Below are 24,838 nucleotides of genomic sequence, written 5' to 3' on the forward strand. Positions count from 1 at the left end.
AGCAGCCTCCTTTCAATCGGTGGTGGTGTTGGTTGGTCGGTTACTTGGTCAGTTGGTGCAGGTGGTCGTACTGGACGGCGTGTCGGACCGGGGCGTTGGGCGCACCGTAGCCGTCGTAGCTGCCGCGGCGCTCCACCATTTCGAAGAAGACGCTGCCCACGGTGGCGGTGTAGAAGTGCAGGAACTCGCCGTCGGCGTCGCGGTCATAGAGCAGGTTGAGGTCCTGGAGCGTGGCCAGGAAATCCGGATCGAGCCCGAACCGGGCGTCCAGGTCTTCGTAGTAGTTCGCCGGGATCTGCAGGAAGTCCAGTCCCCTGTCCCGGGAAGCCCTGGCGGTGGCCACCAGGTCATCCACCGCAAATGCGATGTGCTCCTGGTAGGTCTTGTGCCGGGTTCCGTCCTGCTGCAGGAGTGGCGCCAGGTTCAGCACCAGGCGCACGGCCCGGTCGGAGGTCTGCATGACCTGGGAGCGGACCAGTCCGCTGGGGCTGGCCACCTCCGCGTAGGGCTGCGGCTCCAGGGCCAGGGCGCTCGTATAGAAGAGGACGGCCTCGTCGAAGTGCTGCCACGGCTGGGCCAGGTTGACGTGGTCGATCACCGCGTTGCGGGAACCGGACGGAACTTCCAGCCCCGCGCCGAACTCGCGAGTCTCGCCAAATTCATTGATCCAGGCGGCGGTGCCGTCGGGGCTGCCCTGGCACACGAAGATCTCGGTGGAGTCCGGGGCGGCGAAGCCCTGGAACACTTCCTCGTTGGCCTGGCTCTTGCGCGGGACCACCGGGGCCTTGAGCTGCTGGGCGCGGGCCGAGGCAATCACGGGGGAATCGACGTCGAACCCCAGGGCGGCGATCGCCGGGGCGGGCGAGCCGGCGGAGTCCCCGGCGGCGGGGGCCTGTTCGTTGATGATGACCCGGGCATGGCCCATGGTCCACAGCTGCACGTCCTTGGTCCGGTGCCGGCCATTGAATTCGAAGCCGAGCTGACCCAGAACGGTTTCCAGCGCGGCGGTGTCCGCAGCCTTGACCTCGGCGAAGTTGAATCCGGCCGGTTCGGCGACCTGCGGGAGCGTGGCCAGTTCCATGGGATAACGACGGCGGCCGGCGGCTTTGGCACCCGCCCCGCCGTTGCCGGCGCGCCCGTTTGAAACGGATGCCGCGTTCGCGTCGAGCCACTTGGCGCTCTGCTCCTCCAGCCAGATCAGCGAGCGCATGGCGTCAACGGCGGTGCGTTCGACGTCCGACTGGCGGAAGACGTCATTGAAGACCTCCAGGGACACCGGCCCGGTATAGCCGGCGCGGACCACGTGGCCCATGAACTTGGCCAGCTCGAACTGCCCCTCGCCCGGGAAGACGCGGTAGTGCCGGCTCCAGGAGAGCACGTCCATGGAGAGCTTGGGGGCGTCGGCCACCTGGACGAAGAAGATCTTGTCCGGGTTGAAGTCCTCGATGGGCGCGGTGTCCCAGTCGCGGGACAGGATGTGGAAGGAGTCCAGGCACGTGCCGAGGTTGGGGTGGTCCACCATTTCCACGAGCCGGTGGGCATGCTCGTAGTCGTTGACGTACTTGCCCCAGGCCAGCGCCTCGTAGGCCACCTTCACGCCGTGGTCCCCGGCCAGTTCCGCCAGGGCGGCGAGCTGCCTGGCCCGGAGGCCGTCGTCGTCGATCGTGGCGGTGGCGACGTTGGAGCAGACAAGGATGGTGTCCATGCCCAGSCGGAGGTTCGCGGCGAGCAGGTCCTCGGTGACGCCGTCGAAATCGCGGAACGGCTGGTAGAGGTCCAGGGTGAGGCCCAGGTCGGCGGCCATTTTCCGGACGTCTTCCGGGCTCAGCGGCGAGGTGACCAGGTCCTGCTCGAAGATTTCGATGCCGTCGAAGCCCGCTATGGCGCAGGCCTGCATCTTTTCCTTCAGCGTGCCGGAGAGGCACACGGTGGCGATCCCGGTGCGCATCAGACGGACACCTCTTCGGCGGCGATGAGCTCCAGGAAGTGCGCGCGCATCCGCTCGGCGTCGGCTTCGAGGCCGGTGAAGATCCGGAAGGCGTCGGCGGCCTGGCCCACGGCCATGCGGCCGCCGTCGAGAACGTCGCAGCCCTTCGCCCGGGCCTCGCGGACGAGTTCGGTCTCGATGGGGCGGTAGACGATGTCCGCCACCCAGTGGCGCGGCTCCACCAGCGCCATGTCCAGCGGAACGCCGGGGTGTGCCGCCATGCCCACCGGCGTGCAGTGCACCAGGCCGTCGGCCAGCGGCATGAGCTGCGGCAGCTCCGCCGTCGTGCGGGCCGTGACGGTGCGGTCCGGGAAGAAGCCGGCCAGCTCGGCGGCGCGTTCGGCGCCGCGCTGCGGGTCCATGTCCACGAGATCCAGCACCCGGACGCCGGCGGTGAGGAGTGCGTACGCGACGGCGGAACCGGCACCTCCCGCTCCCAGCTGCACCACGCGGTCCAGCTTCGCGTCCGGAAGGCCCGAGGCCAGGGCCGCGGCAAAGCCGGAGAAGTCGGTGTTGTGTCCGATGAAGCGGCCGTCCTGGATGACCACGGTGTTCACGGCGCCCAGCTTCGCGGCGTCGGGGGCGATCTCGTCCAGGTGGTCCAGGACCAGCTGCTTGCAGGGGTGGGTGACGTTCAGCCCGTTGAAGCCCATCCGGCAGGCGCTCTGCAGCAGGTCCCCGATGGTCGAGCCGGGAAGGCCCAGCTCGAGGAGGTCGATGGGGCGGTACAGGTACCGGAGGCCCTGGACGTCGCCTTCGCGTTCATGCATGTGGGGAGTGAGTGACGGCATCACGCCATCGCCGACCAGTCCCACGAGGTAGGACTCAGTTCGATTGCTCATGCGTGCGGGCTCCTTTGACAACGGCACTCGGCCGGCTGGGCGCCCGTGGCGCCGGCCTCTGGCCGGGTGATAGGGATTACAGTACAGCAAAAGTTCATATGTTGCACTCTTGTTCTAGATACGAACAAATCTGGAAAATGCGCAGCAGGTCAGCGCTGGGGCAGCCGGGCGGCCAGCTCCGCGGCGGCCGCCTGGAGCAGTGGCACAAGGGCAACGAGCGCCTCCATGCTGAGCCGGAAGACGGGGACCGCCGTGGCCAGCGAGGCGAAGGCCACGCCCTGGGAGTTCAGGACCGGCACGGCCACGGCGCGCATGCCGAGCTCGTTTTCCTCGTCCATGACCGCATACCCCTGCCGCCGGACCTGGTCGATTTCCGCCCTGAAGGCGTCGCGGTCCGTGATGGAGAGGCTGGTGAGGGGTTCCAGCGGCAACTCATCCAGCAACCGCTCGCGTTCGCCCTCCTCCGCGAAGGCCACCAGAGCTTTGCCCACCGAGGTGGTGTGGAGCGCGCCGAGGTGGCCGGGGTCGCTGGTGACCCGGAAGGTCTGCGGCCCGTCCACCTTGTTCACGGTGAGGTGGTGGTGGCCGTCGCGGACGGACAGGATGGTGGCTTCCCCCGTCTGCTCCGTGACGCGCCGCAGGATGGGCAGCGCGGTGCCGGCGAAGCCGTGGTGGTTGGAAACGCGCTGGCCCAGCTGGAAGATGCGCAGGCCCAGGTGGTAGCGGCGGCCCTCGGGTTCATAGTCCACAAAGCCGTCCCGGGTCAGCGAACCCAGGAGCCTATACGTGGTGCTGAAGGGCAGTTCGGCGCGGCGGGAGAGCTCCGACGCGCTCGCGCCGCGGGGCTCATCGCCCAGCAGCACGAGGAGGCCCAGGGCCTTGCCCACCATGTCCGTCCGGGAATCGTCCTTGCCGGCCTTGGCCGGCTTGGCAGCCTGGTCCAAACCGTCCGCGGAAGCTTCGTCCGGGGACTGGGTGCCGGCGTCGTTGCCTGTGGCTTCTTTCACACTCATAAGTCGATGTTGCCACAATGTGAGAGCTATTTCTAGATGGTGAATAAATTTCTTGACAGGTGACTGCCCTCACAGTCATCATTGCTGTATCGCACAAGTAGCTCTCACCATGTGGCTACTTCGTCCGGGTCCGAGGACCTCCAGCCGCCCCTTCCCCAACACGGACGGCGGCTGCAACACTCCTGATACATCCGCGACAACGTCGTCACACCGAAGGAACACCATGAGCCAGACACTCCCGTCCGCAGAGCCGGGCACCGTTGCCCCGGCCGGGACCCCGAAGAAGGCAGCCCTTGCCAGCTTCCTCGGCAGCGCCGTCGAGTATTACGACTTTTTCATTTTCGGTTCCGCCGCCGCCCTCATCTTCCCCAAGGTCTTCTTCCCGGATGCCGACGCCAATGCGGCCATCATGTCCTTCGCGACCTTCGGCTTCGCCTACGTTGCCCGGCCCGTCGGCGCCGTCATTCTGGGCCACTTCGGTGACCGGGTGGGACGCCGCAAGGTCCTGATGTTCACGCTGCTGCTCATGGGCGCCTCCACGTTCCTGATCGGCTGCCTGCCCGACTTCCACACCGTCGGCTGGTGGGCTCCGGCCCTGCTGGTGCTGGCACGCCTCTGCCAGGGCCTCTCCGCGGCCGGCGAGCAGGCGGGCGCCTCCTCCATGACCCTGGAACACGCACCGGACAACCGCCGCTCCTTCTTCACCTCCTGGACCCTCACCGGCACCCAGGGCGGCCAGATCCTCGCAGCACTCGTCTTCATCCCGGTCCTCGCCCTGCCTGACGAGATCAAATACGGCATCGGCTGGCGCATTCCGTTCTGGCTCAGCGCCGTTGTGGTGATCGTCGCGTTCTTCATCCGCCGCACCCTGCACGAGCCGCCCGCCTTCGAGGAAGCCCAGAAGTCCGCCCAGATCGCCAAGCTGCCCGTCGCCGACCTGCTGACGTCCCACTGGCGCGACGTCCTCCGGGTCATCTGCTGCGCCTTCATCGCCGCCGTCTCCACCGTGTTCGGCACCCTCGCCATCAGCTACGCCAAGACCGTTGCCGGCGTGGACGGCACCACCACCCTGTGGCTCGTGGTCGGCGCAAACCTGGTGGCCCTGGGCACCCAGCCGCTGTTCGGAAAGCTGGCCGACAGGATCGGCCGCAAGCCCGTGTTCATCTACGGCGCGCTGGCCAGCGCTGTCCTGACCCCCGTGTTCCTGCTGAGCCTCGAATCCGGCAGCGTCCCGCTGATGTTCCTGGCCGCCATCGGCTTCTTCTCCTGCGGCTACGCAGCCTCGAACGCCGTCTGGCCGTCCTTCTACGCCGAGATGTTCAGCACCAAGGTCCGCTTCTCCGGCCTGGCCATCGGCACCCAGCTCGGCTTCCTGATGGCAGGGTTTGCGCCCGCCATCGTGGCTGCCATGGGCGGCATCAAGCCCGGCGGCTGGGTCCAGATCAGCATCTTCACCGCGGTCATCTGCACCATCGCCGCGGTCTCGGCCCTCACGGCCAAGGAAACCTTCAGAACCCCCACCAAGCAGCTCGGCCTGAAGTAACCCGGCCGGTTTAGCTTCAAAGAAGGTCACGACGGCGGCCCGTCCCTCACGAGGGGCGGGTCACCTGTTTATGTGGCCAGCACCTCGGCGAGGTCGAACTTGACGGGCTCCTCAAGCTGCTCGTAAGTGCACGACGCCGGATCGCGGTCCGGGCGCCAGCGCACGAACTGCGCGGTGTGGCGGAACCGCTCGCCCTCCATGTGGTCGTACTTCACTTCCAGCACGCGCTCGGGACGCAAGGGCGTGAAGGACAGGTCCTTGCCGGCGCTCCAGCGGCTGCCCTCCGCGTTGCGCGGCGTGCGGGTGCCTTCCTCCTGTTTGGCCCAGGCCCACGGGTGCTCGTCAAAGCCGGTCACCAGCGGCTGGAGTTCCTCGAAGAGTTCCCGCCGCCGCTGCATTGGAAAGGCGCCCACCACGCCCACGCTCGCGAGTTCGCCGTCGGGCTTGTAGAGGCCCAGCAGCAGCGATCCGATGGTGTCCGGTCCGCTCTTGTGGACCCGGTAGCCGGCCAGGACGCAGTCGGCGGTGCGTTCGTGCTTGACCTTGAACATCACTCGTTTGTCCGGCTGGTACTCGCCGCTGAGGGGCTTGGCGATGATGCCGTCCAGGCCGGCGCCCTCAAACTGGTTGAACCACTTTCCGGCGAGTTCCCGGTCCTGCGTCGCGGCGGTCACGTGGATCGGCGAACGCGCGGTGGCCAGCGCCGACTCGAGGGCGGCGCGCCGCTCGGCGAAGGGCCTGCCGCTGAAGTCGTCGTCGCCCAGGGCCAGCAGGTCGAAGGCCACGAACTTCGCCGGCGTCTGTTCGGCCAGCAGCCTGACCCTGCTCGCGGCCGGATGGATCCGCTGCTGCAGGGCCTCAAAGTCGAGCCGGTCGCCCGACGCGCCCACCAGGACGATCTCGCCGTCGAGCACGCACCGCGGCGGCAGATTGGCCTTCAGTGCCTCCACGAGCTCGGGAAAGTAGCGGGTCATGGGCTTTTCGTTGCGGCTGCCGATCTCCACGTCGTCGCCGTCACGGAAAATGATGGACCGGAAACCGTCCCACTTCGGCTCGTAGCTCATGGCACCGTCCGGGATGGCGGCCACCGATTTGGCAAGCATGGGAGCAATGGGGGGCATGACCGGAAGCTGCATACGCCCCATTCTTGCCCGGGCCCCGCCCGGGCGCCACCCCTACCCCCGACACGGCGACCGGCCCCCGGTACACGTTAACGATGGCAGCCATCGGTTTTCATCGACCAGCCCGAGCCGGCGGTCTTCGCGCACACCTGCAGCTCGGCGGGGGCAACCCTGGTGCTGCTGCACAACTTCGGCGAGGACACCGTGAAGGTCAGTGGCAGGGCCGGTCCGGAGGACGGCCCGTCCCGGGCGTTCAGGGGCGCCTCGCTGCTGGACCTGCTGGGCGGCGATAACGTTCCGCTGGAGCCCGACGGCGGATTCACAGTTGAGCTGGGCCCCTACGGCTACCGCTGGTTCCGGGTACACAAGCCTGGCGACAGGCTCGCCCCCTGAGGTCCGCCCGCTGGGCCGGTTACAGGCTCCTTCGGAAGACCTTCACTTCCCACGGACGCAGCTTTAGGCCGACCTCCGGCGGGTAGTTCCCCAGCACCTGCTCGGCGCCGCCCCAGGAGCCCTCAACGCTGGCAGGCTGTTCGGCGCCGGAAAAGTTTCCCAGGACCAGCATCTCCGCGTCCGGCAGCGAGCGCCGGAACGCGTAGACGTGTTCGTCGTCGGGCAGCAGCATGGTGAAGTCGCCGTAGGCCACCACGGGGTCCGCGTGGCGCAGGGCGATGACCTGCCGGTAGAAGCTGAAGACCGACTGGGGGTCGTCCACCTGGGCGGCGGCGTTGATGGCGTTCGCGTTCGGATTGACCGCGATCCACGGGGCCCCGGTGGTGAAGCCCGCATTGCGGCTGGCGTTCCACTGGACCGGCGTGCGCGCGTTGTCGCGGTTCAGCGGCGCCAGGGCGGCGAGGACCTCGGCGTCCGTGTGGCCCATGTGCGTCGTTGCCTCGCGGTGGTGGTTGAGGACTTCGATGTCGCGGTAGTCGCTGATGGCGCCGAACGCCATGTTGGTCATGCCCAGTTCCTCGCCCTGGTACACGTACGGCGTGCCGCGGTGCAGGTGCAGGATGGCGGCCAGCATTTTCGCTGACAGCTCGCGGTAGTGGCCGTCGTCGCCGAAGCGGGACACGGCGCGGGCCTGGTCGTGGTTGCCCCAGTACAGGCTGTTCCAGCCGTGCTCCGCCAGCGCCTCCTGCCAGCGGCCCAGGGATTTCTTCAGATCCGTCAGCAGCAGCTTCTTGGGCCGCCACTTGTTGCCGTCCTCCTGGTCCAGGGCCACGTGCTCGAACTGGAACACCATGTCTACTTCCCGGCGTCCGGGGTCGGTGAACAGCGCGGCGTCCTCCACCGTCACCCCGGGCATCTCGCCCACGGTGAGCAGGTCCTTGTCCCGGCCGGCGAAGACCTCCTGGTGCATCTCCTGCAGGAACTCGTGGATGCGCGGCCCGCAGATGTAGTGGGGGCCGCCGTCGCCGTACAACATGCCGTCAGCGCGGTGGCCGTCCGGCAGTGACTCCTCCTTGGAAATGAAGTTGATGACGTCCATCCGGAAGCCGTCCACTCCCCTGTCGAGCCACCAGTTCATCATGTCGTAGATGGCGGCACGCACGTCCGGGTTCTCCCAGTTGAGGTCCGGCTGCTTCCGCGAGAAGAGGTGGAGGTAGTACTCACCCGAGGCGTCGTCGTATTCCCAGGCCGGCCCGGAGAACGCGGAGCCCCAGTTGTTCGGCTCGGCGCCCGGGGTGCCGGTCTCGGCACCGTCCCGCGGCGGCCGCCACCAGTACCAGTCCCGTTTAGGGTTGTCTTTGCCCGAGCGGGATTCCACGAACCACGGGTGCTCGTCCGAGGTGTGGTTGACCACGAGGTCCATCACGAGCTTCATGCCGTGCGCGTGCAGTCCGTCCAGGAGTTCGTCCAGGGTTTCCAGGTCCCCGAAGACCGGATCGATGTCCCGGTAGTCGCTGATGTCGTAGCCGTTGTCATCCTGCGGCGAGCGGTACACCGGGGACAGCCAGACGACGTCGACGCCCAGCTTCTGCAGGTAGTCGAGCCGGCCGATGATCCCGCGGAGATCGCCGATGCCGTCACCGTCTGAATCGGCGAAACTGCGGGGGTAGATCTGGTAGACCACCGCACTCTTGAACCATTCCCTGCCTGCCCTGAAGGCGACTTCTGCCTCGGATTCCTGGATGGTCATTGCTGGTTCCTCCTGGTCGGCGCCGTTGCGGGATGCAAACCCATTGAAAGTCTCGTGGCAGATGATTCGGCGGTCAATGGCGCATCGAAACCGGACTGGCGCGTGAAACTAACCGGGTGCTAACGGGCAGGAAACCCCGGCGCAACATTCCGCCGCCACACTGGAAGTGCCGGCAATTGCAGGCACCAGCTCCAGCTCAGGAGGCCACACCATGTTGAAGGAAGCCAAAGCCCACATAACCCGCGTCCGCGCACTCGACCAGCTCCACCGCGGGGACGAGATAGAAGCCCGCCTCTCGGTGGGGCCCAGCTACGACGACGTCATCATCCGCCGCGGCAGCGTCCAGGAGACAGCGCCGGGCATCGGCGTCGTCTGGATCATGGATCATCACACGGGCATGCGCAAGGCCATCAATACGGACGAGTGCAGCGTTTGGCGCGTCGCCTGAGCCAGCTAGCCCCCGGCCACGGACTGAATGATCAGCACTTCCTGGCCGGCAGCGACCTCCGTATCCAGGCCCTGGAGACGCCGGACCTCGTCACCGTTCACGTAAATATTCACGTAGCGGCGGAGGGCACCTGTTTCGTCCCGCAGCCTCCTGGCGAGCACCGGGTAATCCTCGGTCACGGAATCCAGCAACCAGCCCACAGTCACCGTCCCGTCGGCGGGCGCAGTCAGGTAGGACTGCCCGCCGGCGAGCGGCTGGAGGACGCTGGGAAGCACCACGCTGATCTCAGCCACCGCAAATCCTCACGCAGAAACCGTTGCCGCGACCTTGGCATCCGCAACCGCGGCGGCGCGCACGCACAGGACGTCCGGCAGGTGGGACGCCACCTCGGCAAACGATTCACCCTCGTCAGCGCTGGCGTAGACCGAGCCGCCGCGTGTTCCGAAGTACACCCCGGCGGGTTCGGCAGAATCCACCGCGGCCGCGTCACGGAGCACCGCGTTGTATTCGACCTGCGGCAGGCCGGCGTCCAGACGCTTCCAGGTGCCGCCGGCGTCATCGGTCCGGTGCACGGCGAGCCTGCCCTCGGGAGGAATCCGCTCGCCGTCGGCCTTGAGGGGAATCACCCAGGCCGTGCCCGCCCGCCGCGGGTGCGTCAGCATCACGAAACCGAAATCGGCGGGCAGCCCCTCCGCGATTGACTCCCAGCTTTCGGCATTGTCATCACTGCGGTAGACGCCGTGATGATTTTGCGCGTACAGGCGGCCTTCGACGGCGGCGTCCGCCGCAATCTTGTGCACGCACTGGCCGAATTCCGGGTTGGGATCGGGCATGAAGTAAGCGGAGATGCCCTTGTTCCGGGGCTCCCAGGACGATCCGCCGTCGAGCGAGCGGTATACGCCCCCGGTGCTCATGGCGACGTGCACGTTGTCTCCGGACGGGTTGACCACGATCGAGTGCGCGGCGGCGCCGCCGTATCCGGCGCCCCATTCACTGCGGTGCGGGTGGTCCCACAGTCCGCGGTTCAGCTCGAAGTGCTCGCCGCCGTCGGTGGACTTCCAGACCGAAATCGGCTCGGCGCCTGCCCACACCACTCCGGGGCGGGACTCGGCGTCGGGGTAGATCTGCCAGATGCGTTCCACGGCGGCGTCGGTGCCGTCGGGGAACTTGATCGCCCCCTGCTCGGGCTCGGTCCACGTGGCGCCGAGATCATCCGAATGGGCAACGGTCGGGCCCCAGTGCTCGGACCTGACGCCCACCATGATCCGGGTGCGGCCGTCGCGCGTGTCGATTCCGATGCTCGGAATCTCACTCATCAGAAAATGCGGGCCGGTGAAGGACCATTGCTTCCGGTCCTGGCTAGTCGCCAGCCAGAGGCCTTTCTTGGTCCCGATCGCTAAGACGTAACTCTCAGGGGTAGCCATGCACCCCATGCAACCACTCCGGCGGGGAGGCTGCAATGGTTTAGGCGCCGGAGCCTGGACAAGGGCCAGTCACTCGTCGTGGCGTGCCGCGCCCGCCCCGGCCCCCGCCGCGCGGCGGTTACGCCACCATCTGCGGACGAGGTCAACTGCTGCGAGCAGCCCTGCCAGCGGCGACAGGACGGCGACCGCATAGACGAACAACAGCCAGAACAGCGTGGCGATGGGCGGCTGGCTTGTGCTGAGCAATGACAGCCCGCCGAGCAGTCCCGCCGTCCAAAACAGCACGACGAACGCCAGCACTGCGGCCGCGGGAAAGTACTCGTTCCGCACCACTGCCATCAGGGTTTTCATGCCTGCTCCTCCTGCCTGCCCGTGCGCACGCCGCCTCCGGTCAGTCCAGTATGCGACTGCCGGACCGAACAGCCGCGGCGGCACAGCGGCGTGTGATGAACGCAACCGCGTTGCTGCCGGAATATCGCGCTTCGCAGGTCAGGGGCAGGGGCTGGCGTTTCAACAAACCGGCCTAATCGAACCTGGGAACGACTTCCACCGATCCGATATTCGGCAAGGCGTGCGCCGCGGCGTGTTTAAGGTCCGCTGCCAGCGCTGCGAGTTCGGCCAGATCGCTGCAGCTGCCGGCAGGAATGCTGATTTCTGCGTGCAGCTTGTGGCCGGACCATCGCAGCCTGGACGTTGAGTCGGCAGGGGCGTGCCGCCGCACGACGCCGGCGAGCTTGTCTGTGAGCGCCGGGTTGACGCCGTCCATGAGTCTGCGCCCGATGTCCCGGACGGTTCCCCAGAGCAGGATTGCGATGGCGACGGAGATGAGCAGGCCCACGATCGGATCGGCCAGCGGGAAGCCGAGCCAGGTGCCGATGACGCCTGCGACCACGGCCAGGGAGGTAAAGCCGTCCGTGCGGGCGTGGATCCCGTCGGCGATCAGCGCGGCGGAGCCGATTTTCCGGCCGACGCGGATCCGATAGATCGCAACGAGCTCGTTGCCGGCGAAACCGACGAGTCCTGCGGCCAGCACCCAGCCCAGGTTCTGGACTGGCTGCGGGGCAAAGAAACGGTGGATGGACTCGGCGGCGGCGACCACCGCGGACAGGGAGATCATGGCCACGATGAATAATCCAGCCAGGTCTTCGGCCCGGCCGAAGCCATAGGTGTAAGTCCGCGTGGCGGTGCGGCGGCCGAGCAGGAAGGCGATCCAGAGGGGGACGGCGGTCAGGGCGTCGGAAAAGTTGTGCACGGTGTCGGCGAGCAGCGCGACGGACCCGCTGATCAGGACGATGCCCAGCTGGAAAAGCGACGTGGTGCCGAGTCCGAGCAACGAGAGTTTGACCGCGCGGATACCTTCCGCGCTGGACTCCATGGCTTCGTCGACGGAGTCTGCTGAATCGTGGGAGTGCGGGATGAAGAGTTCCTGCAGCCACCCTTTGAGCCCTGTGGCGTGGACATGGCCGTGGTCGTGATCGTGATCGTGGGGATGGTCATGATCATGGTCGTGATGGTGTCCGCCGCCCGCGGCGGGACTGTCATGCGGGTGGGGATGCACGTGCGGTTCGTGGTGCGGTGCAGGCTTGCTCATGCCCTGGCCTAGTGGGCAGCATGGTGGGGTGCGGCACCATGATGGGGTGCCGTTCCCAGGGCATGTTCGGCCTGGTGGATGGCGTCGGCAACAAGCTGCCAGGCGTGACCATCGGCCAGCCGGTAGTAAACCTTTGTGCCTTCCTGCCGGGTGGAAACCATGCGGGCCAGGCGCATCTTGGCCAGATGCTGGGACACAGCAGCTGCGGACTTCCCGGCTTTCTCGGCCAACGCGTTGACCGGCAACTCGCCATCACGAAGGGCCAGAATCAGCCGTACCCGCGTGGCGTCCGCCAGCATGGCGAAGACCTCGACTGCCAGCTCCACATACTGGCTGTCAGGCCCCAGGGTGAAAGATTGCGTATCTGCATTCATACGCAAATACTTGCATAAGCGACTCGCGTTTGACAAAGCGGGCGGACCTTCATGTAGCAGGCGTTACAATTGACGGTGTGTCAATAGTTGAAGATGCCTCCTGGCTCGTCATGATCGTCCAGGTTCCCGCTGTCCCGTCCCGCCACCGCGTTGCCGTCTGGCGCGAATTGCGGCGGTTTGGCGCCGTTCCGCTCGGGCAAGGCGCCTGGGCTGCACCGGATGTGCCGGCCTGCCGGGAAGGGGCAACGAAAGCACGTGATCTCGCCCGGGCCGGGAAGGGCGAGCTGATGCTGCTGACCACCGGTTCCGGTGACGACGATGCCCCCAAGCTGCGGGCGCTCTTTGATGCGGCCCGCGAGGATGAATGGGCCGAATTCCTGGCTGACTGCGTGAAATTCACGGACGAGATCGGCCGGGAAATCGCCAAGAAGAAGTTCACCCTCGCCGAACTGGAAGAGGAAGAACAAAGCCTGGAACGGCTCCGCCGGTGGTCCCGGTCAATCCGGTCCAGGGATGTCTTCGGCAGCGCCGGCGCAACCCGCGCCGAGGAGGGGCTGGCCCGCTGCACCGCCGCCCTGGATGATTTCGCCGGCCACGTCTACCGGGAGGTCCACTCATGAGCCCCGCCGCGCCGGCCGCGCGGACGTCCTCCGCGCCGTTGTACGCCGCCGGGTTCGTGACGGCCTTCGGTGCCCACAGCGTTGCCGCGGGCATGGGCGCCCAGAGCGGGAACATCGGCCTGACGCTCCTCACTCTGGGCGTTCTGCTGGCTGCCTATGACATCTCAGAGGTGTTCCTCAAGCCCGTCTTCGGCGCACTGAGCGACAGAATCGGCACCAAGCCCGTCATCGTCGGCGGCCTCCTGGCCTTCGCCGCGCTCTCGATCCCGGGGCTGTGGGGAAGCGATCCCCTGATGCTGGGCATGGCCCGGCTTGGGCAGGGGGCCGCGGCCGCGGCCTTCTCCCCGGCAGCGTCCGCCATGGTCGCACGGATGGCCGGGGGAAAGAATGCCGGCACCTACTTCAGCCGGTACGGATCCTGGAAGAGCCTCGGCTACGTGATCGGGCCGCTGCTGGGGGCGGGGCTGATCCTTGCCGGGGGTTTCGCCCTGCTCTTTGCCGCGCTCTCTGTTCTGGCGGCAGCCGCGGCTCTCTGGGTCCTCCTCTGCGTCCCCCACGTGGAACCGCTCCCGCGCCAGCGCTACACGATCCTTGACCTGGCGCGCCAGGTCACCGAACGGCGCTTCCTCGTCCCGACGCTCGTGCTCGCGGCCTCGACGGGCGCCATGGGCGCCGCGATCGGCTTCCTTCCCGCCCTGGCCACCCGACACGGTCTGGGCCCCGTCGCGGGAACCGCGACAGTGAGCGTCCTGGCGATCGCCGCACTCCTGGTGCAGCCCAGGATCGGCAAGATGCGCGACCAGCAACGCATCAGCGACAGCCACGGCATGACCGCAGGTCTCCTGCTTACTGCCGGCGGCGTGGCCCTCATCGCCCTGGCACCGGGGCCGGTCACCTTGTTCATCTCGGCCGCCGCAATCGGCGCCGGCGTGGGCGCCGCGACACCCCTGGGTTTTGCCCACCTGGCCGACACCACCCCGCCGGAACGCATGGGCCGGACCATGGGCTCGGCCGAACTTGGCAGGGAACTTGGCGACGCCGGAGGCCCGCTTCTCGTCGGAGGCATCGCCACCGCCAGCGCCCTGCCTTTTGGCCTCGGAGCCCTGGCCCTCCTCATAGCAGCCGCCAGCCTGCCCCGGCTCACCAAGACCCCCATCGACGCCGGAACGCCGGGCAGCCGGAAGGACGGCTAACGCATTCGAGCCTTACCTCAGCAGGCCCGCTGCGATGTGGTGGCCAGACCGCCGTAGGGGTTAATCTGGTGCGCCGTAACGGTCCTCGCGCCGCCCGTTGACCGGTCCGAGGCTCAGAGCGGCCGCCGCTGCGCAAACAGATGCAACGATGCCGAACGGAACCGCATCGTTGGCGCCGCCGATGCCGACCAGGGGTGCGGCGATGCCGCCGAAAGCAAAACGGGCCAACCCGAGGAGTGAGGAGGCTGTTCCGGCAATGTCGGGATAGTCCTTGAGCGCCAGCGAGGTGGCCGGCGGGCTGGTCACGGCCACGCCGCTGACCATCGTGAACAGGGACAGGACGATGGCGATCAGAGGCAAGTGCAGGAGTGCCGTCGCAAGCAGCCCCAGGGCGCCGGCGGCTGTCATGATCAGGCCCGCGGTGAGCGTTCCACGCTCGGACCACCGTTCGGACAGGCGGCCGGCGATGAACCCGAAGACCATGAAGCCCAGGGAATTCAGGCCGAATGCCAGCGAGTAGCCCTGCGGAGAGAGGCCATACATGCCTTGGAGAATGTAGGTTGCCCCGCTCAGGTAGGCGAATATCGCGGAGTAGGTGAAGCCGGTGATCAGTACAGCTCCGACGAACACCCGGTCAGCGAGGAGTCGGCGGAAATCGTTGAGGGTATGGGAGAAACCCCCAGTGACGCGCTTGTTTGCCGGCAGGGTCTCGTGGAAGATCACCAACGATGCCACCAGGATGGCGATGCCAACGGCTGCCAGGAAGAGGAAGACTCCGCGCCAGTCCGTGACCGTTGCGAGCTGCCCGCCGACGACCGGGCCGATGATTGCGGCCAGTCCTCCGAGCACAGTGAGGCGGCCATAGTAGCGAAGCAGCTTGCCGCCCGAGTAGACGTCCCGACCAGCCGCTTGCGCGATCACTATGCCTACGGCGCCGGCCAGGCCCTGGACGAACCTCGCGATGATGAGTGTTTCGATGCTTGGGCTCACCGCACACAGGGCCGATGTGAGGGCGTATGCGCTGACCCCGATCAGCAGCGGCGTTCGGCGGCCGAAGCGGTCCGAGAGGGGCCCGGCGATTACCTGGCCTATGGCCAGGCCCAGCAGGCAGGCGGTGACTGTCAGCTGGGCAACCGACGTCGTGCTTTGAAGCTCCGCTGTGAGGGCCGGAAGGACAGGCAGGTAGAGGTCCATGGAGATCGGACCGAAGATTGTCAGCAGGCCGAGCACGACCGCCAGGGAGCGGCCGACGGCCTGCTCACGTGCGGGCATCGGGGTCTCGATGACTGTCACGCTGGCTCCGTTCTGGGGGTCGTGGTTCTAGGGGTCATGGGGCGGCCCGCGGTTGGGGGCCGAGGATGCCTGGGGGTTCATGTTCAATGCAACAGGGTCTCGCCGGTCCTAGCGAGGGCTCTGCTTATCCGGGTTCTGGCAGTACCTCCCTACGGTCCGGGGCTCCGGGGTAGCGTGGATGAGTGGACAACAGGATGGCAGTGCGCGAGTTTCTCGCCTCAAGACGCGCCAGGATCACTCCCGAAATGGCGGGGCTGACGCTCTTCGGCGGCCGCCGCCGAGTCCCCGGTCTGCGCCGTGAAGAGGTTGCGATGCTCGCCGGGGTCAGCGTGGACTACTACACAAAGCTTGAGCGCGGGAACCTGGCCGGCACCTCCGAAAGCGTCCTCGACGCCGTCGCAAGGGCGCTGAATCTCGACGAGGCCGAACGGGACCACCTCTACAACCTTGCCCGTGCATCCGGTCCTTCCGGGAAAGCCCAGCGGCGCCCCCTCCAAAGCGGGGCGGTCCGCCCGACCCTCCAGTTCATGCTTGACTCCATCACGGGTTCGCCGGCCTTCATCGGCAACCACCACATGGACATCGTGGCCGCCAACCAGCTTGGCTATGCCCTGTACTCGGAGATGTACCGCGGTTCAACACGGCCCGCCAACCACTCCCGGTTCATTTTCCTGGACCCCAGGGCCCGGGACTTTTACCCCAATTGGGAGCTGGCGGCCAATACCAACGTCGCAATCCTGCGGACGCAGAGCGGGCGCAACCCCTTTGACAAACGCCTGGCCGATCTCGTCGGCGAACTGTCCATGCGCAGCGAAGAATTCCGGACGCGCTGGGCCGCCCACAACGTCCGGCGCCACTACGCCGGGACAAAGATTTTTCACCACCCGGTCGTAGGAGAACTCGAACTCGCCTACGAAGCCATGGAGCTTGCCGAAGACCCTGGCTTCACCCTCACCGTCTACCCTGCCGTACCCGGATCCCCATCAGATGAACGCCTCCGCATGCTCGCCAGTTGGGCCGCCACTGAACGAATCCAAGACCTCGCCGATACGCCTCAACCACAAGGCGTCGATCGCCCCTGAACGCCGCTACCGGTAACTCGCGGAGGAGCTTTCTTCCGAATAGCCCGTTGCCTGGGCCATGAGGCCAAGTGCGAGAACCCGGCCCAGGTCCGGGACGAGCTCATCGGATCCGCGTACTATTGCAACCATGGTTACAACGACCCTCATTTGCACCGCCGCCCTCAGGATTCGGCCATGACCCTTGCCCAGATGTTGCTCGGGGCGGTGCTGTCGGCCCTGGCCGCGGGGGTGGTGGCCGGGTTCCTGAGGGTGCGGCGAATCGGTGTACTGCTGTCCGTGGCCGGTGCCGCGCTGGTCATGCCGCTGTGCTGGAATTCGATCCTCAACTGGACCGGGGCCACCGGCCTGTTTTCCCATGATCTGCCGTTCGCGCTGTTTCCTGTCAGCTGGCAGGACACCGGATCCGGGGTGTTCACCCTGGCGGGTGCCGGGATGGTCCTGATGCTGGGTTCCGGGCGGAACGATTCGCCCCGCCGGCTTGCCGCGCTGGCCGGTGCCGCTGCGGCCGCCGCGCTTGTCGTCGACGTCTACTTCTACTGAGGCGCAGGGCGTGCAGGCGAAGCCAAGCGCCCACCAAGGCTCTGACCGATCGCCGGACCGGGCAGAGTGGGTGTTGCTGGCGTACCGCATCCCGCGCGAGCCATCTACTCCCCGGATTTCCGTCTGGCGCAGGTTGCGCCGGATCGGCGCCGGTCAGATACTGGACGGGCTTGTGGCCCTGCCGGCGGGGGTGCAGACGCGTGAGCAGCTGGAATGGGTGGCCGAGGAAGTCCTTCAGGCCGGAGGAGACGCGCAGCTATGGATCGGCAACCCGGCCTCGGCAGCACAGGAAGAAGCCCTGAAGGAACGCATGGCAGAGACCATCGCCGCGGAGTACCGTGAGCTCGTTGGCGATGCGGCTCGGGCCGGCGCCGAAGACGAGGCGGGCCGGGTCAGGGCGTTGCGGCGGCTGCGCCGGGAACTGCACAGGATCCGGCAACGCGACTATTTCCCGCCGCCGGAGAAGGATGAAGCGGTCCGGGCCGTGACGGGCCTGGCCGAGTCCCTGGAGACGGCGTTATGAATTGGGCCACGAGAGCGGGGGTCCACGTGGACCGGGCCGCGTGTGCGTGGCTGATCCGGCGCTGCATCGATCCGCAGGCGACGTTCGCCTTTGTGGAGGACCCGGCCGAGGTTCCTCCTGATGCCACCGCGTTCGACATACGCGGTGCGGAGCTGTCACATCAGGGCGATGACTGCAGCTTTGAAACCATCCTGCGCCGCTACGAGCTCACCGACCCGGTGCTGTGGCAGATCGCCCGCATGGTCCACGAGGCCGACCTGGCCGATGACAAGTTCGATGCCCCCGAGGCACCCGGCCTTGATGTCATCTGCCGCGGACTGTCCCTGGTGGCCGACGACGATCAGGTCCTCGCCCTTACCCAGACCCTGTTCGACGGCCTGTACGAACACCAGCGCCACGCCCTCCTGCACGGGGACAACCGCCTCTGACCGCCAGCGGCGCGGCCCGGCAAGCCGCGCACGGCGCCGGGTCAGCCCAGCGGCAGCCCGGCCAAGCCGGCTGCCAGGCCCAGCACGGCACAGCACCCGATGACGCGCAGCGTCGACCAGCGAAGCGCGAAGACCATGACCCCGCCCGCGACGGCGATCAGCACGGCAACAGGGTTCGCAGTGACGGGCTCGGGCAGCCGCAGATGCACCGGACCCCAGTCCACTGCCACGGTTGCCGAGAAAAAGACATGGATCGCAAAGTACAGGGCCAGGTTGGCGATCACCCCGACGACGACGGCCGTGATGCCCGACATGACCCCGGTGAGCGTCCTGTTGCCCCGCAGCCGTTCGACATACGGTGCGCCCAGAAAGATGAAGAGGAAACAGGGAACGAACGTCACCCACGTGGTCAGCATGGCCCCTAGGAAAGCCGCCGCCCAGGGGTCCAGCCCGCCCGGGTTCCGGTACGCCCCGACGAAACCGATGAACTGCACGACCATGATCAGCGGGCCGGGCGTGGTCTCGGCCAGGGCCAGCCCCCGGACCATCTCGCGGGGGGCCAGCCAGTGGAAGACGTCCACGGCCTGCTGGGCCACATAGGACAGGACGGCATAGGCGCCGCCGAAGGTCACCAAGGCTGCACCGGAGAAGAACAGCCCCTGCTGGGCCAGGACCGATCCCGGCCCAGCCCACAGAACCGCGGTTAGGATCGGAAGAATCCACAGGAACAGCCCGACGACCAGGATCAGCCCCGCCCGCCCGGCCGACAGCCTCTCGGCATGAAGCGCATCATCAGCAATGACCGGAGGCACCGCGTCCGGCTCTTCCCTGTCGGCCAGGCCGGCCAAGACCCGCGGGACTGCCCTGCTGAGCACCCAGCCGGTAACGCCGGCGGCGGCTATGACAACCGGGAACGGAACGGCAAAAACCGCCAACGCCACAAACGCCGCAACAGCCAAGGCCAGAAGCAGCGGGTGCACTAGTGCCCGCTTAGCCACGCGGACGACGGCCTGGGCAACGATCGGCAGGATGGCCGCGGCCACCCCGGCAAAAACCGCCGTGATCACCGGAACGGTCCCGAAGGCCACATAGATGACAGAGAGAACCAGCAGTGCAACCACCCCCGGCAGCACGAACAGTGTTCCCGCGACGAGCCCGCCAAGCCGGCCGTTGAGCAGCCAGCCAATGTAGATCGCCAGCTGCTGCGCCTCGGGTCCCGGCAGGAGCACACAGAAATTCAGTGCATGCTGAAACCGCCGATGCCCGATCCAACGCTTCTCATCAACCAAAACACGCTGCATGACAGCAATCTGGCCCGCCGGACCGCCGAACGTCTCCAAAGAGATCAGGAACCAGGTCCGAACGGCCGTCCGAAACGGGACGAGATCACGAACGGACCGGTCAGGGCCAGCGACGTCTCTCATTCGATCCTCAACTTCCTGCACACAACGGAGCGTCCGTCGCTGCCCCGCGCAAACCCCGCAAATCCCGCAAATCCCGCAAGGAGCCTCCCTGATTCTGTAACCATGGTTGCATATTTCATTAATCCGAGGGTGGCTAAGGTCACGAAAGTACCCAGTCCACGATCCGACTGCATTCCTTACCCGCCACGTGGTCCGGAGGACGCTGGACGGTTTCGCGCGTTGCCGGCCGAGAGGGCGGAATACCGCGACGGGGATCCTGCATCCGATGCAATTCCGCAAAGAGTGTCGGTGGACCTCCGTGTAGGTTTCGAACGAATAGCACCTATCGCCGCGCCGCGGCCGCCTGACCACGCAGACCAGAGATAGTACACGATTGCATGAATACATTGGCTGCTGTACTTTCGAGGTCATGGAAACGCTCATGCGCGCCCCCGTCCTTGCACGGTTCGGCTATGCCATCTCAGATCCGACCAGGGCAAGGATCCTGCTGGCCCTCGCCGCGGAACCGAGCTACCCCTCAGACCTCGCGGACTCCCTAGGGGTCTCACGGCAGAGCATCTCCAACCATCTGACCTGCCTTCGCGGTTGCGGCCTGGTCGTGGCTGTTCCGGACGGCCGGAGGAGCCGGTATGAGCTGGCCGACGCCCGGCTGGGCCACGCGATCACGGATCTGCTGGGTGTGGTTTTGGCCGTGGACCCGGCCTGCTGCGCACCGGACGGCGAGTGCCTGGGATGACGACCCTTCCGCTCACACCCACACAGGCGCGCCGCGCCGTGCTGAGCCGCCGTATCCGATTGTTCGCGGCCGCGACCATTACCTACAACGTCATCGAAGCCGTCGTGGCACTGTGGGCCGGTGGTGTCGCGGACTCTTCAGCCTTGATCGGCTTCGGATTGGATTCGGTGATCGAGGTGGCTTCCGCCGTCGCCCTGTCCTGGCAGTTTTCGGCCAGGAATCCTGAGCGGCGTGAACACCTGACCCTGCGGATCATCGCGGCATCCTTTTTCGCTTTGGCCGCGTTCGTCACAGTTGACGCCATCCGATCCCTAACCGGCGGCGGCGAAGCGCAGCACTCCACTCCCGGCATCGTGATTGCGGCCCTGAGCCTGGCCGTCATGCCTATCTTGTCCTGGTTGCAGCGTGGCGCCGGTCGGGAACTCGGTTCTCTCACGGCGGTGGCCGATTCCAAACAGACGTTGTTGTGCACTTACCTCTCAGCCGTCCTGCTCGCCGGCCTGGTTCTCAACAGCACGCTGGGCTGGTGGTGGGCGGACGCAGGAGCTGCGCTGGCCATCGCCGCAATCGCTGCACGTGAAGGCATCCAAACGTGGCGCGGCGATGCCTGCTGCACCGTCCCCCACGCCCCTGAAGCCGCCGACCGCGGGGCCGATGACTGCTGCACGACGATCAATTAATGTTAATGATTCTCATTTCTATATACTGAGGGTGATTCCAACCGATTCGCTCCTTTTCGAAATGAGGCTCTCCCCTGATGCGCCGTTCGCCCCTCCTTCTTCCTGTTGCCGCCATGCTCGGCATGGCATTGTTCCTCTCCGGCTGCGGACAACCGGCCAGTGCCACTCAGGCCGGGTCGGCCGCTGACCCGGCCCAGGCGCGGATCAGCGTCGTGACCACCACCAACGTCTACGGCGACATTGCCAGGACCGTTGGCGGCGACAGGGTGCGGGTTACCTCGATCATCAGCGGAACCAGCCAGGACCCGCATTCCTATGAACCCACGCCGCAGGACAGGCTGACCCTTTCTTCGACACCATCGCCAAGGATCTGGCCCTGAGTGAGCAGCGGGTCCTCCACGCCGTTGACGTCGCGGGTTTGGAAGCCGGCGGTGATTCGCACGCGAAGGAAGCCCCCGCCGCGGAGGGCGGCACGGAAGCTCATGGCACGGTGGGCCACCATGGCGAGGTCAATGAACATGTCTGGTACAACATGTCCTCGGCATCATTGGTCGCGGAGGAAATCGCCTCCAGACTCGGCGCCATCGACCCCGGGAGCGCAGCAGGATTCAAGGCAAATGCGGAAAAATTGAAGGCGGAGGCAACAGCAGTCTCGGACAAGCTGGCTGCCATCAAGGCCCGGCACAGCGGGGAGGGTGTGGCGCTCACGGAGCCGTTGCCCGTGTACATGCTCGAGGCGGCCGGGCTGGTGAACCGGACCCCGGAGGACTTCCTGGAGGCCGCGGAGGAAGGCAACGACGCACCGGTCGGCGCCTTGAAGAGCGCCGTCGAACTCGTTTCATCCACGTCGGTGCGCTTCCTGGCCTACGACGACCAGACCTCAACCCCGCAGACCGAGGCTGTACGCAAGGCCGCCGAGGCGGCGAACCTGCCCATCGTCGGGTTCACCGAGACGCTCCCTGAGGGTAGGACGTTCATCCAGTGGATGAACGACAACGCCGACAACATCAGCGCTGCTCTGCGGCCCTGAGCCCACCCGAAGGAGACGGCCAATGCCCGCCAGCAAAGTGCGCAAGAAGGCAAGAACCAGAATCGCAGCAGACCGGAAACGGCTCCGCGATCAAGACAGACCTTGCCCGGACGCCTGCTGCGCCCCCGACGCTCCGGACGTCGCAGTCAGGATGCCGCTGCTGGCGCCAGTTATCGTGAAGGGCGCACCGGACCGGCCGTAGCCGGAGCATGTCCAAAGGCGATTTGGGGTGCCCTAATCGCCCGATGAACGTTTGCGTGCCGGGCAGCTGCGACCGGTCGAAGGGCACGGACATACCATGTGCGCTAATTGCTACCGGGCGTCGGCCCAGGGGATACTCCACCCATGTCTTCCCTCCCTGCGACGTTCTCCAAGGACATCATGAATCAGCCGCCCCAGGCCCAGTTCGAGGCATTTCTCGACGAGCACCGCGGCGCGCTCAACGGCTGTTTGAACGGTCTGACCGAGGCCCAGGCGCGCCGATCATTGGTGCCCTCACGGACCACGCTCCTGGGCCTGGTCAAGCACGCGACCTTCGTCGAGAAGGTCTGGTCCGACGAGGCTGTCACGTGTCGGCCCCGCGCCGAGATCGGCATCCCTGCGACGCCAGACGAGTCCTTTATCCTCAATGAGGACGACACCATCGCCACAGTCCAGCGAGCACACCGCGAGGCATGCGAGTCATCGCGCCGCGCGACGTCATCCCTGGGGCTCGACGAAATGGTCCACGGCAACCGGCGAGGCCCGCTCCCGCTGAGGTGGGTGTACCTACACATGTTGCGCGAACTCGCTCAACACTGCGGGCACGCAGACATTCTGCGCGAGCAGCTTCTCAATGAGTAGCGTGCCGGCGTCCGACGGTGCCCAGTCCCCCGACGGCGAACCCGGCTCCAAGGCCGATGCGGCGACCCCAATAGGCGGAGCGCTCACGTCACCTTGTAGCTCAGCCGGTACCTGGCGCCGTCTTTCGCGAACTCCATAATCCCGTCTTTGCTGCCGGGTTCGAGGACCGCTGGCCCAGGTAGTCGTCACCTTCGATGTCGTTTTCATAGAGCTTCACCGAAACCTTGCCGGTGAACTGGATAGTATTGTCGATCTCCTTCTTCTCGCCCTCGGCGATCTGCACGGACTTCCCCAATTTTTGATCCTCGACATTGAGCCGGATTTCGTCATCGCCAACGAAGTCCTCCTGCCCGACGCAGTGCAGGGTTCCGAGATGGATCTTGCCACCCAGCAAGGACGTCAGAGCAGAGAGTTTGGCCCTGCGCAGGCCGTCGATCACATTGATGGCACGGTCCCCGCTGGCACCGTTGAACTTGTACGAACCGGATTCGAACAGCAGATACGCCTCGCCATCCGGCGTGGCGGTGATCCCTTCCGCCATGCTCGGCGCGCGGAAGCAACGCACGGATGCCCTGTCGAGATTCGTTTCGTCCTTGTTCGTGACGTAGAGGTTGCTGCGTTTGTTGCGGCCGCTGGACGAACTGAAGAGAAAACGTCCGTCTGCGACTGCAACGCCCTGCGTCCATTGGGGCACCTCCCAGCGCAAGCCGTTTCCGTCTTCCTTCCTGTCCAAGGTCAAGGATCCGTCGCCGGCAATCGTGTAGCTATACATCCAGTCGCGGTGTTCACCGCTCCACTTGCCCGCGTACAGATGGCGGCCGTCGATGGTCATGAAAGACGCGCCGTAGACCTTGCGGTCTTGGCCGTCAGGCCTGACAGAACCGTTCTTCGCCATCGCCCTCCTGAGATCGGACAAGCTGTACTTGCGGATAGTGTGCCAGCCGCCTGATTTGGGGCCGTCGACGAACGCCCACCGATGGTTCAACGCGAGGGCACCGGCGGTGGTTTTGCCTCCTGGGCATCCGCGACACCGTTCGCGGTCAGAAGCAGGAGCGGCGCGGTTAGCACCGCGATCGTCGTTCTCAGCACATGCGTGTTCATCAGACCCCCAGGAATGCGTTTGCTCGTTGATCGTCTTCAGCCAGGAAGACGAGATCCAGTCGAACTACCACACCTACCACATGCCACAGTGAGGGATGAGTTGCCCACATCACACCGCGGTTCCAACAGCCTTTAACCCGGTTGCCAACGGGTGGGCCCCTTAGGCGCCGTCGCTCGAGTAGTGGAGCAAAACCACGCCGTTGCCGAACGTCCGCGTCCCCTCGAGCCGGAGGTCCATCCGGACACCAGGGGCCTCGAACAGCGGCCGGCCCTGCCCCAGGACCACGGGATGGACGAGAATTCGAAATTCGTCGATCAGGCCGTGCCGCATGAAAGTGGAGGCCAAATTGGCGCCGCTAAGGGCGATGTCGCCCCCGGGCTGCGCCTTCAGTTCCGCGATTTGTTCAGGCACGACGTCGTGAATCACCGTGGTATTCCAGCCTGCCTGCGTGAGGGTCCGTGAAAAGACGAACTTGGGCATCTCGCGCCAGATCCCCGCGAACGCAACGAGCTCCGCCGAGATGTCCGGATCCTTGTCGGCAGTCGGCCAGTAATCGGCCATCAGCTCATGGGTGACGCGCCCGAACATGAAGGCTCCCATCGTCCGGAACTGCTCGTTCAAGTGGTGGAGGAGTTCATCATCCACCAGGTGCCAGCTGATGTCCCGGTCGGCCGTCTCGAAGAATCCGTCCAAGGAGACCGACATCATGAGGATGATCTTGCGCATTCGACTACCTCCGGTGGCGGCGAAAGGCGGCGTGGCCGTCGTCGTACCTTTCAGTGAAGCATTCCCGGGGTCCGGTGGAACAGGACCTTATCCAGCCGGCAGCCTCGGCCACTACAGCCACCTTCTGACGCA

At 66.2% G+C, this 24,838-nt stretch carries 27 protein-coding genes and 1 pseudogene; 13 read left to right on the forward strand and 15 right to left on the reverse strand.

Features of this window, described 5'->3' with window-relative positions:
* Positions 1-40: 40 nt before the first annotated feature.
* From ASG92_RS00965 to ASG92_RS00975, 3 genes are all read right to left on the reverse strand, one after another.
* The gene (locus tag ASG92_RS00965; RefSeq protein ID WP_056623110.1) at positions 41-1,948 is read right to left on the reverse strand and encodes a sugar phosphate isomerase/epimerase and 4-hydroxyphenylpyruvate domain-containing protein; all 1,908 of its coding nucleotides are present in this window, start codon (positions 1,946-1,948) and stop codon (positions 41-43) included.
* Entirely contained in the window at positions 1,948-2,829 is an 882-nt protein-coding gene (locus ASG92_RS00970; RefSeq protein WP_056623113.1) for a shikimate dehydrogenase, read from the reverse strand. Before ASG92_RS00970 ends, ASG92_RS00965 begins: the two co-directional genes overlap by 1 nt.
* A 149-nt stretch (positions 2,830-2,978) precedes the next feature.
* A complete protein-coding gene (locus ASG92_RS00975; RefSeq protein ID WP_082579230.1) occupies positions 2,979-3,842 on the reverse strand; it encodes an IclR family transcriptional regulator in 864 nt (287 codons plus the stop codon).
* Between the two features lie 223 nt (positions 3,843-4,065).
* On the opposite strand from ASG92_RS00975, the gene ASG92_RS00980 reads away from it, so the two are divergent.
* The gene (locus ASG92_RS00980) at positions 4,066-5,385 is read left to right on the forward strand and encodes an MFS transporter (protein ID WP_056623116.1); all 1,320 of its coding nucleotides are present in this window, start codon (positions 4,066-4,068) and stop codon (positions 5,383-5,385) included.
* 68 nt (positions 5,386-5,453) lie between these two features.
* On the opposite strand, the gene ASG92_RS00985 is transcribed toward ASG92_RS00980, so the two are convergent.
* A complete protein-coding gene (locus ASG92_RS00985) occupies positions 5,454-6,521 on the reverse strand; it encodes an ATP-dependent DNA ligase (RefSeq protein WP_056623119.1) in 1,068 nt (355 codons plus the stop codon).
* A 99-nt stretch (positions 6,522-6,620) separates the two neighbouring features.
* Here ASG92_RS00985 and ASG92_RS00990 point away from each other — a divergent pair, with 99 nt between their 5' ends.
* Positions 6,621-6,899, forward strand: coding sequence for an alpha-glucosidase C-terminal domain-containing protein (locus ASG92_RS00990; RefSeq protein ID WP_082579231.1), 279 nt, complete (start codon positions 6,621-6,623; stop codon positions 6,897-6,899).
* Positions 6,900-6,918: 19 nt separating this feature from the next.
* Here ASG92_RS00990 and ASG92_RS00995 read toward each other — a convergent pair whose 3' ends face one another.
* Positions 6,919-8,649, reverse strand: coding sequence for an alpha-glucosidase (locus tag ASG92_RS00995; protein WP_056623126.1), 1,731 nt, complete (start codon positions 8,647-8,649; stop codon positions 6,919-6,921).
* A gap of 211 nt (positions 8,650-8,860) precedes the next feature.
* On the opposite strand from ASG92_RS00995, the gene ASG92_RS01000 reads away from it, so the two are divergent.
* Positions 8,861-9,097 (forward strand): hypothetical protein, encoded by a 237-nt coding sequence (locus tag ASG92_RS01000; RefSeq protein ID WP_056623862.1) that lies wholly within the window; start codon positions 8,861-8,863, stop codon positions 9,095-9,097.
* 5 nt (positions 9,098-9,102) lie between these two features.
* Here the strand turns inward: ASG92_RS01000 and ASG92_RS01005 are convergent, their stop codons facing one another.
* The 5 genes from ASG92_RS01005 to ASG92_RS01025 form a co-directional block, all read right to left on the reverse strand.
* A complete protein-coding gene (locus tag ASG92_RS01005; protein WP_056623129.1) occupies positions 9,103-9,390 on the reverse strand; it encodes a MoaD/ThiS family protein in 288 nt (95 codons plus the stop codon).
* Between the two features lie 9 nt (positions 9,391-9,399).
* Positions 9,400-10,530 carry a sialidase family protein gene (locus ASG92_RS01010; RefSeq protein ID WP_056623132.1) on the reverse strand — a complete coding sequence of 377 codons (1,131 nt, stop codon included), beginning with the start codon at positions 10,528-10,530 and terminating at the stop codon, positions 9,400-9,402.
* A gap of 60 nt (positions 10,531-10,590) precedes the next feature.
* The gene (locus tag ASG92_RS01015; protein ID WP_056623134.1) at positions 10,591-10,872 is read right to left on the reverse strand and encodes a hypothetical protein; all 282 of its coding nucleotides are present in this window, start codon (positions 10,870-10,872) and stop codon (positions 10,591-10,593) included.
* 172 nt (positions 10,873-11,044) lie between these two features.
* A complete protein-coding gene (locus ASG92_RS01020) occupies positions 11,045-12,112 on the reverse strand; it encodes a cation diffusion facilitator family transporter (RefSeq protein ID WP_082579232.1) in 1,068 nt (355 codons plus the stop codon).
* An 8-nt stretch (positions 12,113-12,120) separates the two neighbouring features.
* Positions 12,121-12,486: a metalloregulator ArsR/SmtB family transcription factor gene (locus ASG92_RS01025; protein ID WP_056623139.1), complete on the reverse strand. Its 366-nt coding sequence runs from the start codon at positions 12,484-12,486 to the stop codon at positions 12,121-12,123.
* A gap of 77 nt (positions 12,487-12,563) precedes the next feature.
* Here ASG92_RS01025 and ASG92_RS01030 point away from each other — a divergent pair, with 77 nt between their 5' ends.
* Together ASG92_RS01030 and ASG92_RS01035 are read left to right on the forward strand one after the other, a co-directional pair.
* Positions 12,564-13,106, forward strand: coding sequence for a Chromate resistance protein ChrB (locus tag ASG92_RS01030; RefSeq protein ID WP_157372012.1), 543 nt, complete (start codon positions 12,564-12,566; stop codon positions 13,104-13,106).
* A complete protein-coding gene (locus ASG92_RS01035) occupies positions 13,103-14,299 on the forward strand; it encodes an MFS transporter (protein WP_056623145.1) in 1,197 nt (398 codons plus the stop codon). Before ASG92_RS01030 ends, ASG92_RS01035 begins: the two co-directional genes overlap by 4 nt.
* A 60-nt stretch (positions 14,300-14,359) precedes the next feature.
* On the opposite strand, the gene ASG92_RS01040 is transcribed toward ASG92_RS01035, so the two are convergent.
* The gene (locus tag ASG92_RS01040; RefSeq protein WP_082579246.1) at positions 14,360-15,571 is read right to left on the reverse strand and encodes a multidrug effflux MFS transporter; all 1,212 of its coding nucleotides are present in this window, start codon (positions 15,569-15,571) and stop codon (positions 14,360-14,362) included.
* 203 nt (positions 15,572-15,774) lie between these two features.
* On the opposite strand from ASG92_RS01040, the gene ASG92_RS01045 reads away from it, so the two are divergent.
* Complete coding sequence (locus tag ASG92_RS01045) at positions 15,775-16,674, forward strand: helix-turn-helix transcriptional regulator (protein ID WP_056623151.1); 900 nt, start codon at positions 15,775-15,777, stop codon at positions 16,672-16,674.
* Between the two features lie 6 nt (positions 16,675-16,680).
* On the opposite strand, the gene ASG92_RS30205 is transcribed toward ASG92_RS01045, so the two are convergent.
* Entirely contained in the window at positions 16,681-16,803 is a 123-nt protein-coding gene (locus ASG92_RS30205) for a hypothetical protein (protein ID WP_277307435.1), read from the reverse strand.
* Positions 16,804-16,848: 45 nt separating this feature from the next.
* Here ASG92_RS30205 and ASG92_RS01050 point away from each other — a divergent pair, with 45 nt between their 5' ends.
* Genes ASG92_RS01050 through ASG92_RS01060 form a run of 3 tightly spaced genes read left to right on the forward strand, consistent with a single transcriptional unit; the run spans position 16,849 to position 18,165 of the window.
* Positions 16,849-17,214: a hypothetical protein gene (locus ASG92_RS01050; protein ID WP_056623154.1), complete on the forward strand. Its 366-nt coding sequence runs from the start codon at positions 16,849-16,851 to the stop codon at positions 17,212-17,214.
* Between the two features lie 10 nt (positions 17,215-17,224).
* Complete coding sequence (locus tag ASG92_RS01055; protein ID WP_200951847.1) at positions 17,225-17,737, forward strand: Chromate resistance protein ChrB; 513 nt, start codon at positions 17,225-17,227, stop codon at positions 17,735-17,737.
* Positions 17,734-18,165 carry a chromate resistance protein ChrB domain-containing protein gene (locus ASG92_RS01060; RefSeq protein WP_056623156.1) on the forward strand — a complete coding sequence of 144 codons (432 nt, stop codon included), beginning with the start codon at positions 17,734-17,736 and terminating at the stop codon, positions 18,163-18,165. The genes ASG92_RS01055 and ASG92_RS01060 overlap by 4 nt, the downstream gene beginning before the upstream one ends.
* Before the next feature lie 41 nt (positions 18,166-18,206).
* On the opposite strand, the gene chrA is transcribed toward ASG92_RS01060, so the two are convergent.
* Positions 18,207-19,589, reverse strand: coding sequence for a chromate efflux transporter (gene chrA, locus ASG92_RS01065; protein WP_056623158.1), 1,383 nt, complete (start codon positions 19,587-19,589; stop codon positions 18,207-18,209).
* Between the two features lie 409 nt (positions 19,590-19,998).
* On the opposite strand from chrA, the gene ASG92_RS01070 reads away from it, so the two are divergent.
* From ASG92_RS01070 to ASG92_RS01090, 4 genes and pseudogenes are all read left to right on the forward strand, one after another.
* Positions 19,999-20,325 carry a metalloregulator ArsR/SmtB family transcription factor gene (locus tag ASG92_RS01070; RefSeq protein WP_056623160.1) on the forward strand — a complete coding sequence of 109 codons (327 nt, stop codon included), beginning with the start codon at positions 19,999-20,001 and terminating at the stop codon, positions 20,323-20,325.
* Complete coding sequence (locus ASG92_RS01075) at positions 20,322-21,005, forward strand: cation transporter (protein WP_056623164.1); 684 nt, start codon at positions 20,322-20,324, stop codon at positions 21,003-21,005. Before ASG92_RS01070 ends, ASG92_RS01075 begins: the two co-directional genes overlap by 4 nt.
* A gap of 122 nt (positions 21,006-21,127) precedes the next feature.
* Positions 21,128-22,035 (forward strand): annotated as a pseudogene (locus ASG92_RS26995) (zinc ABC transporter substrate-binding protein).
* A 345-nt stretch (positions 22,036-22,380) separates the two neighbouring features.
* Positions 22,381-22,878 carry a DinB family protein gene (locus tag ASG92_RS01090; RefSeq protein WP_056623174.1) on the forward strand — a complete coding sequence of 166 codons (498 nt, stop codon included), beginning with the start codon at positions 22,381-22,383 and terminating at the stop codon, positions 22,876-22,878.
* Between the two features lie 100 nt (positions 22,879-22,978).
* Here the strand turns inward: ASG92_RS01090 and ASG92_RS01095 are convergent, their stop codons facing one another.
* Both ASG92_RS01095 and ASG92_RS01100 read right to left on the reverse strand, forming a co-directional pair.
* Positions 22,979-23,773 (reverse strand): hypothetical protein, encoded by a 795-nt coding sequence (locus tag ASG92_RS01095; protein WP_056623177.1) that lies wholly within the window; start codon positions 23,771-23,773, stop codon positions 22,979-22,981.
* 366 nt (positions 23,774-24,139) lie between these two features.
* Positions 24,140-24,706, reverse strand: a complete 567-nt coding sequence (locus tag ASG92_RS01100) for a dihydrofolate reductase family protein (RefSeq protein ID WP_056623179.1) — start codon at positions 24,704-24,706, stop codon at positions 24,140-24,142.
* Positions 24,707-24,838: the final 132 nt, after the last annotated feature.

It is taken from the genome of Arthrobacter sp. Soil736 (assembly GCF_001428005.1).
In the GTDB taxonomy this organism is placed as follows: Bacteria; Actinomycetota; Actinomycetes; order Actinomycetales; family Micrococcaceae; genus Arthrobacter.

What these genes read in the sequence shown, in the direction of transcription:
- ASG92_RS01015 (WP_056623134.1), bottom strand. Translation starts at nt 10,872, where the DNA reads ATGAAAACCCTGATGGCAGTGGTGCGGAACGAGTACTTTCCCGCGGCC.
- ASG92_RS00995 (WP_056623126.1), bottom strand. Translation starts at nt 8,649, where the DNA reads ATGACCATCCAGGAATCCGAGGCAGAAGTCGCCTTCAGGGCAGGCAGG.
- ASG92_RS01100 (WP_056623179.1), bottom strand. Translation starts at nt 24,706, where the DNA reads ATGCGCAAGATCATCCTCATGATGTCGGTCTCCTTGGACGGATTCTTC.
- ASG92_RS00970 (WP_056623113.1), bottom strand. Translation starts at nt 2,829, where the DNA reads ATGAGCAATCGAACTGAGTCCTACCTCGTGGGACTGGTCGGCGATGGC.
- ASG92_RS01075 (WP_056623164.1), top strand. Translation starts at nt 20,322, where the DNA reads ATGACGACCCTTCCGCTCACACCCACACAGGCGCGCCGCGCCGTGCTG.
- chrA (WP_056623158.1), bottom strand. Translation starts at nt 19,589, where the DNA reads ATGAGAGACGTCGCTGGCCCTGACCGGTCCGTTCGTGATCTCGTCCCG.
- ASG92_RS01020 (WP_082579232.1), bottom strand. Translation starts at nt 12,112, where the DNA reads ATGAGCAAGCCTGCACCGCACCACGAACCGCACGTGCATCCCCACCCG.
- ASG92_RS30205 (WP_277307435.1), bottom strand. Translation starts at nt 16,803, where the DNA reads ATGGTTGCAATAGTACGCGGATCCGATGAGCTCGTCCCGGACCTGGGC.
- ASG92_RS01050 (WP_056623154.1), top strand. Translation starts at nt 16,849, where the DNA reads ATGACCCTTGCCCAGATGTTGCTCGGGGCGGTGCTGTCGGCCCTGGCC.
- ASG92_RS01000 (WP_056623862.1), top strand. Translation starts at nt 8,861, where the DNA reads ATGTTGAAGGAAGCCAAAGCCCACATAACCCGCGTCCGCGCACTCGAC.
- ASG92_RS01090 (WP_056623174.1), top strand. Translation starts at nt 22,381, where the DNA reads ATGTCTTCCCTCCCTGCGACGTTCTCCAAGGACATCATGAATCAGCCG.
- ASG92_RS00985 (WP_056623119.1), bottom strand. Translation starts at nt 6,521, where the DNA reads ATGCAGCTTCCGGTCATGCCCCCCATTGCTCCCATGCTTGCCAAATCG.
- ASG92_RS01010 (WP_056623132.1), bottom strand. Translation starts at nt 10,530, where the DNA reads ATGGGGTGCATGGCTACCCCTGAGAGTTACGTCTTAGCGATCGGGACC.
- ASG92_RS01040 (WP_082579246.1), bottom strand. Translation starts at nt 15,571, where the DNA reads ATGCCCGCACGTGAGCAGGCCGTCGGCCGCTCCCTGGCGGTCGTGCTC.
- ASG92_RS01060 (WP_056623156.1), top strand. Translation starts at nt 17,734, where the DNA reads ATGAATTGGGCCACGAGAGCGGGGGTCCACGTGGACCGGGCCGCGTGT.
- ASG92_RS00975 (WP_082579230.1), bottom strand. Translation starts at nt 3,842, where the DNA reads ATGAGTGTGAAAGAAGCCACAGGCAACGACGCCGGCACCCAGTCCCCG.
- ASG92_RS01095 (WP_056623177.1), bottom strand. Translation starts at nt 23,773, where the DNA reads ATGGCGAAGAACGGTTCTGTCAGGCCTGACGGCCAAGACCGCAAGGTC.
- ASG92_RS00980 (WP_056623116.1), top strand. Translation starts at nt 4,066, where the DNA reads ATGAGCCAGACACTCCCGTCCGCAGAGCCGGGCACCGTTGCCCCGGCC.
- ASG92_RS01035 (WP_056623145.1), top strand. Translation starts at nt 13,103, where the DNA reads ATGAGCCCCGCCGCGCCGGCCGCGCGGACGTCCTCCGCGCCGTTGTAC.
- ASG92_RS01025 (WP_056623139.1), bottom strand. Translation starts at nt 12,486, where the DNA reads ATGAATGCAGATACGCAATCTTTCACCCTGGGGCCTGACAGCCAGTAT.
- ASG92_RS01070 (WP_056623160.1), top strand. Translation starts at nt 19,999, where the DNA reads ATGGAAACGCTCATGCGCGCCCCCGTCCTTGCACGGTTCGGCTATGCC.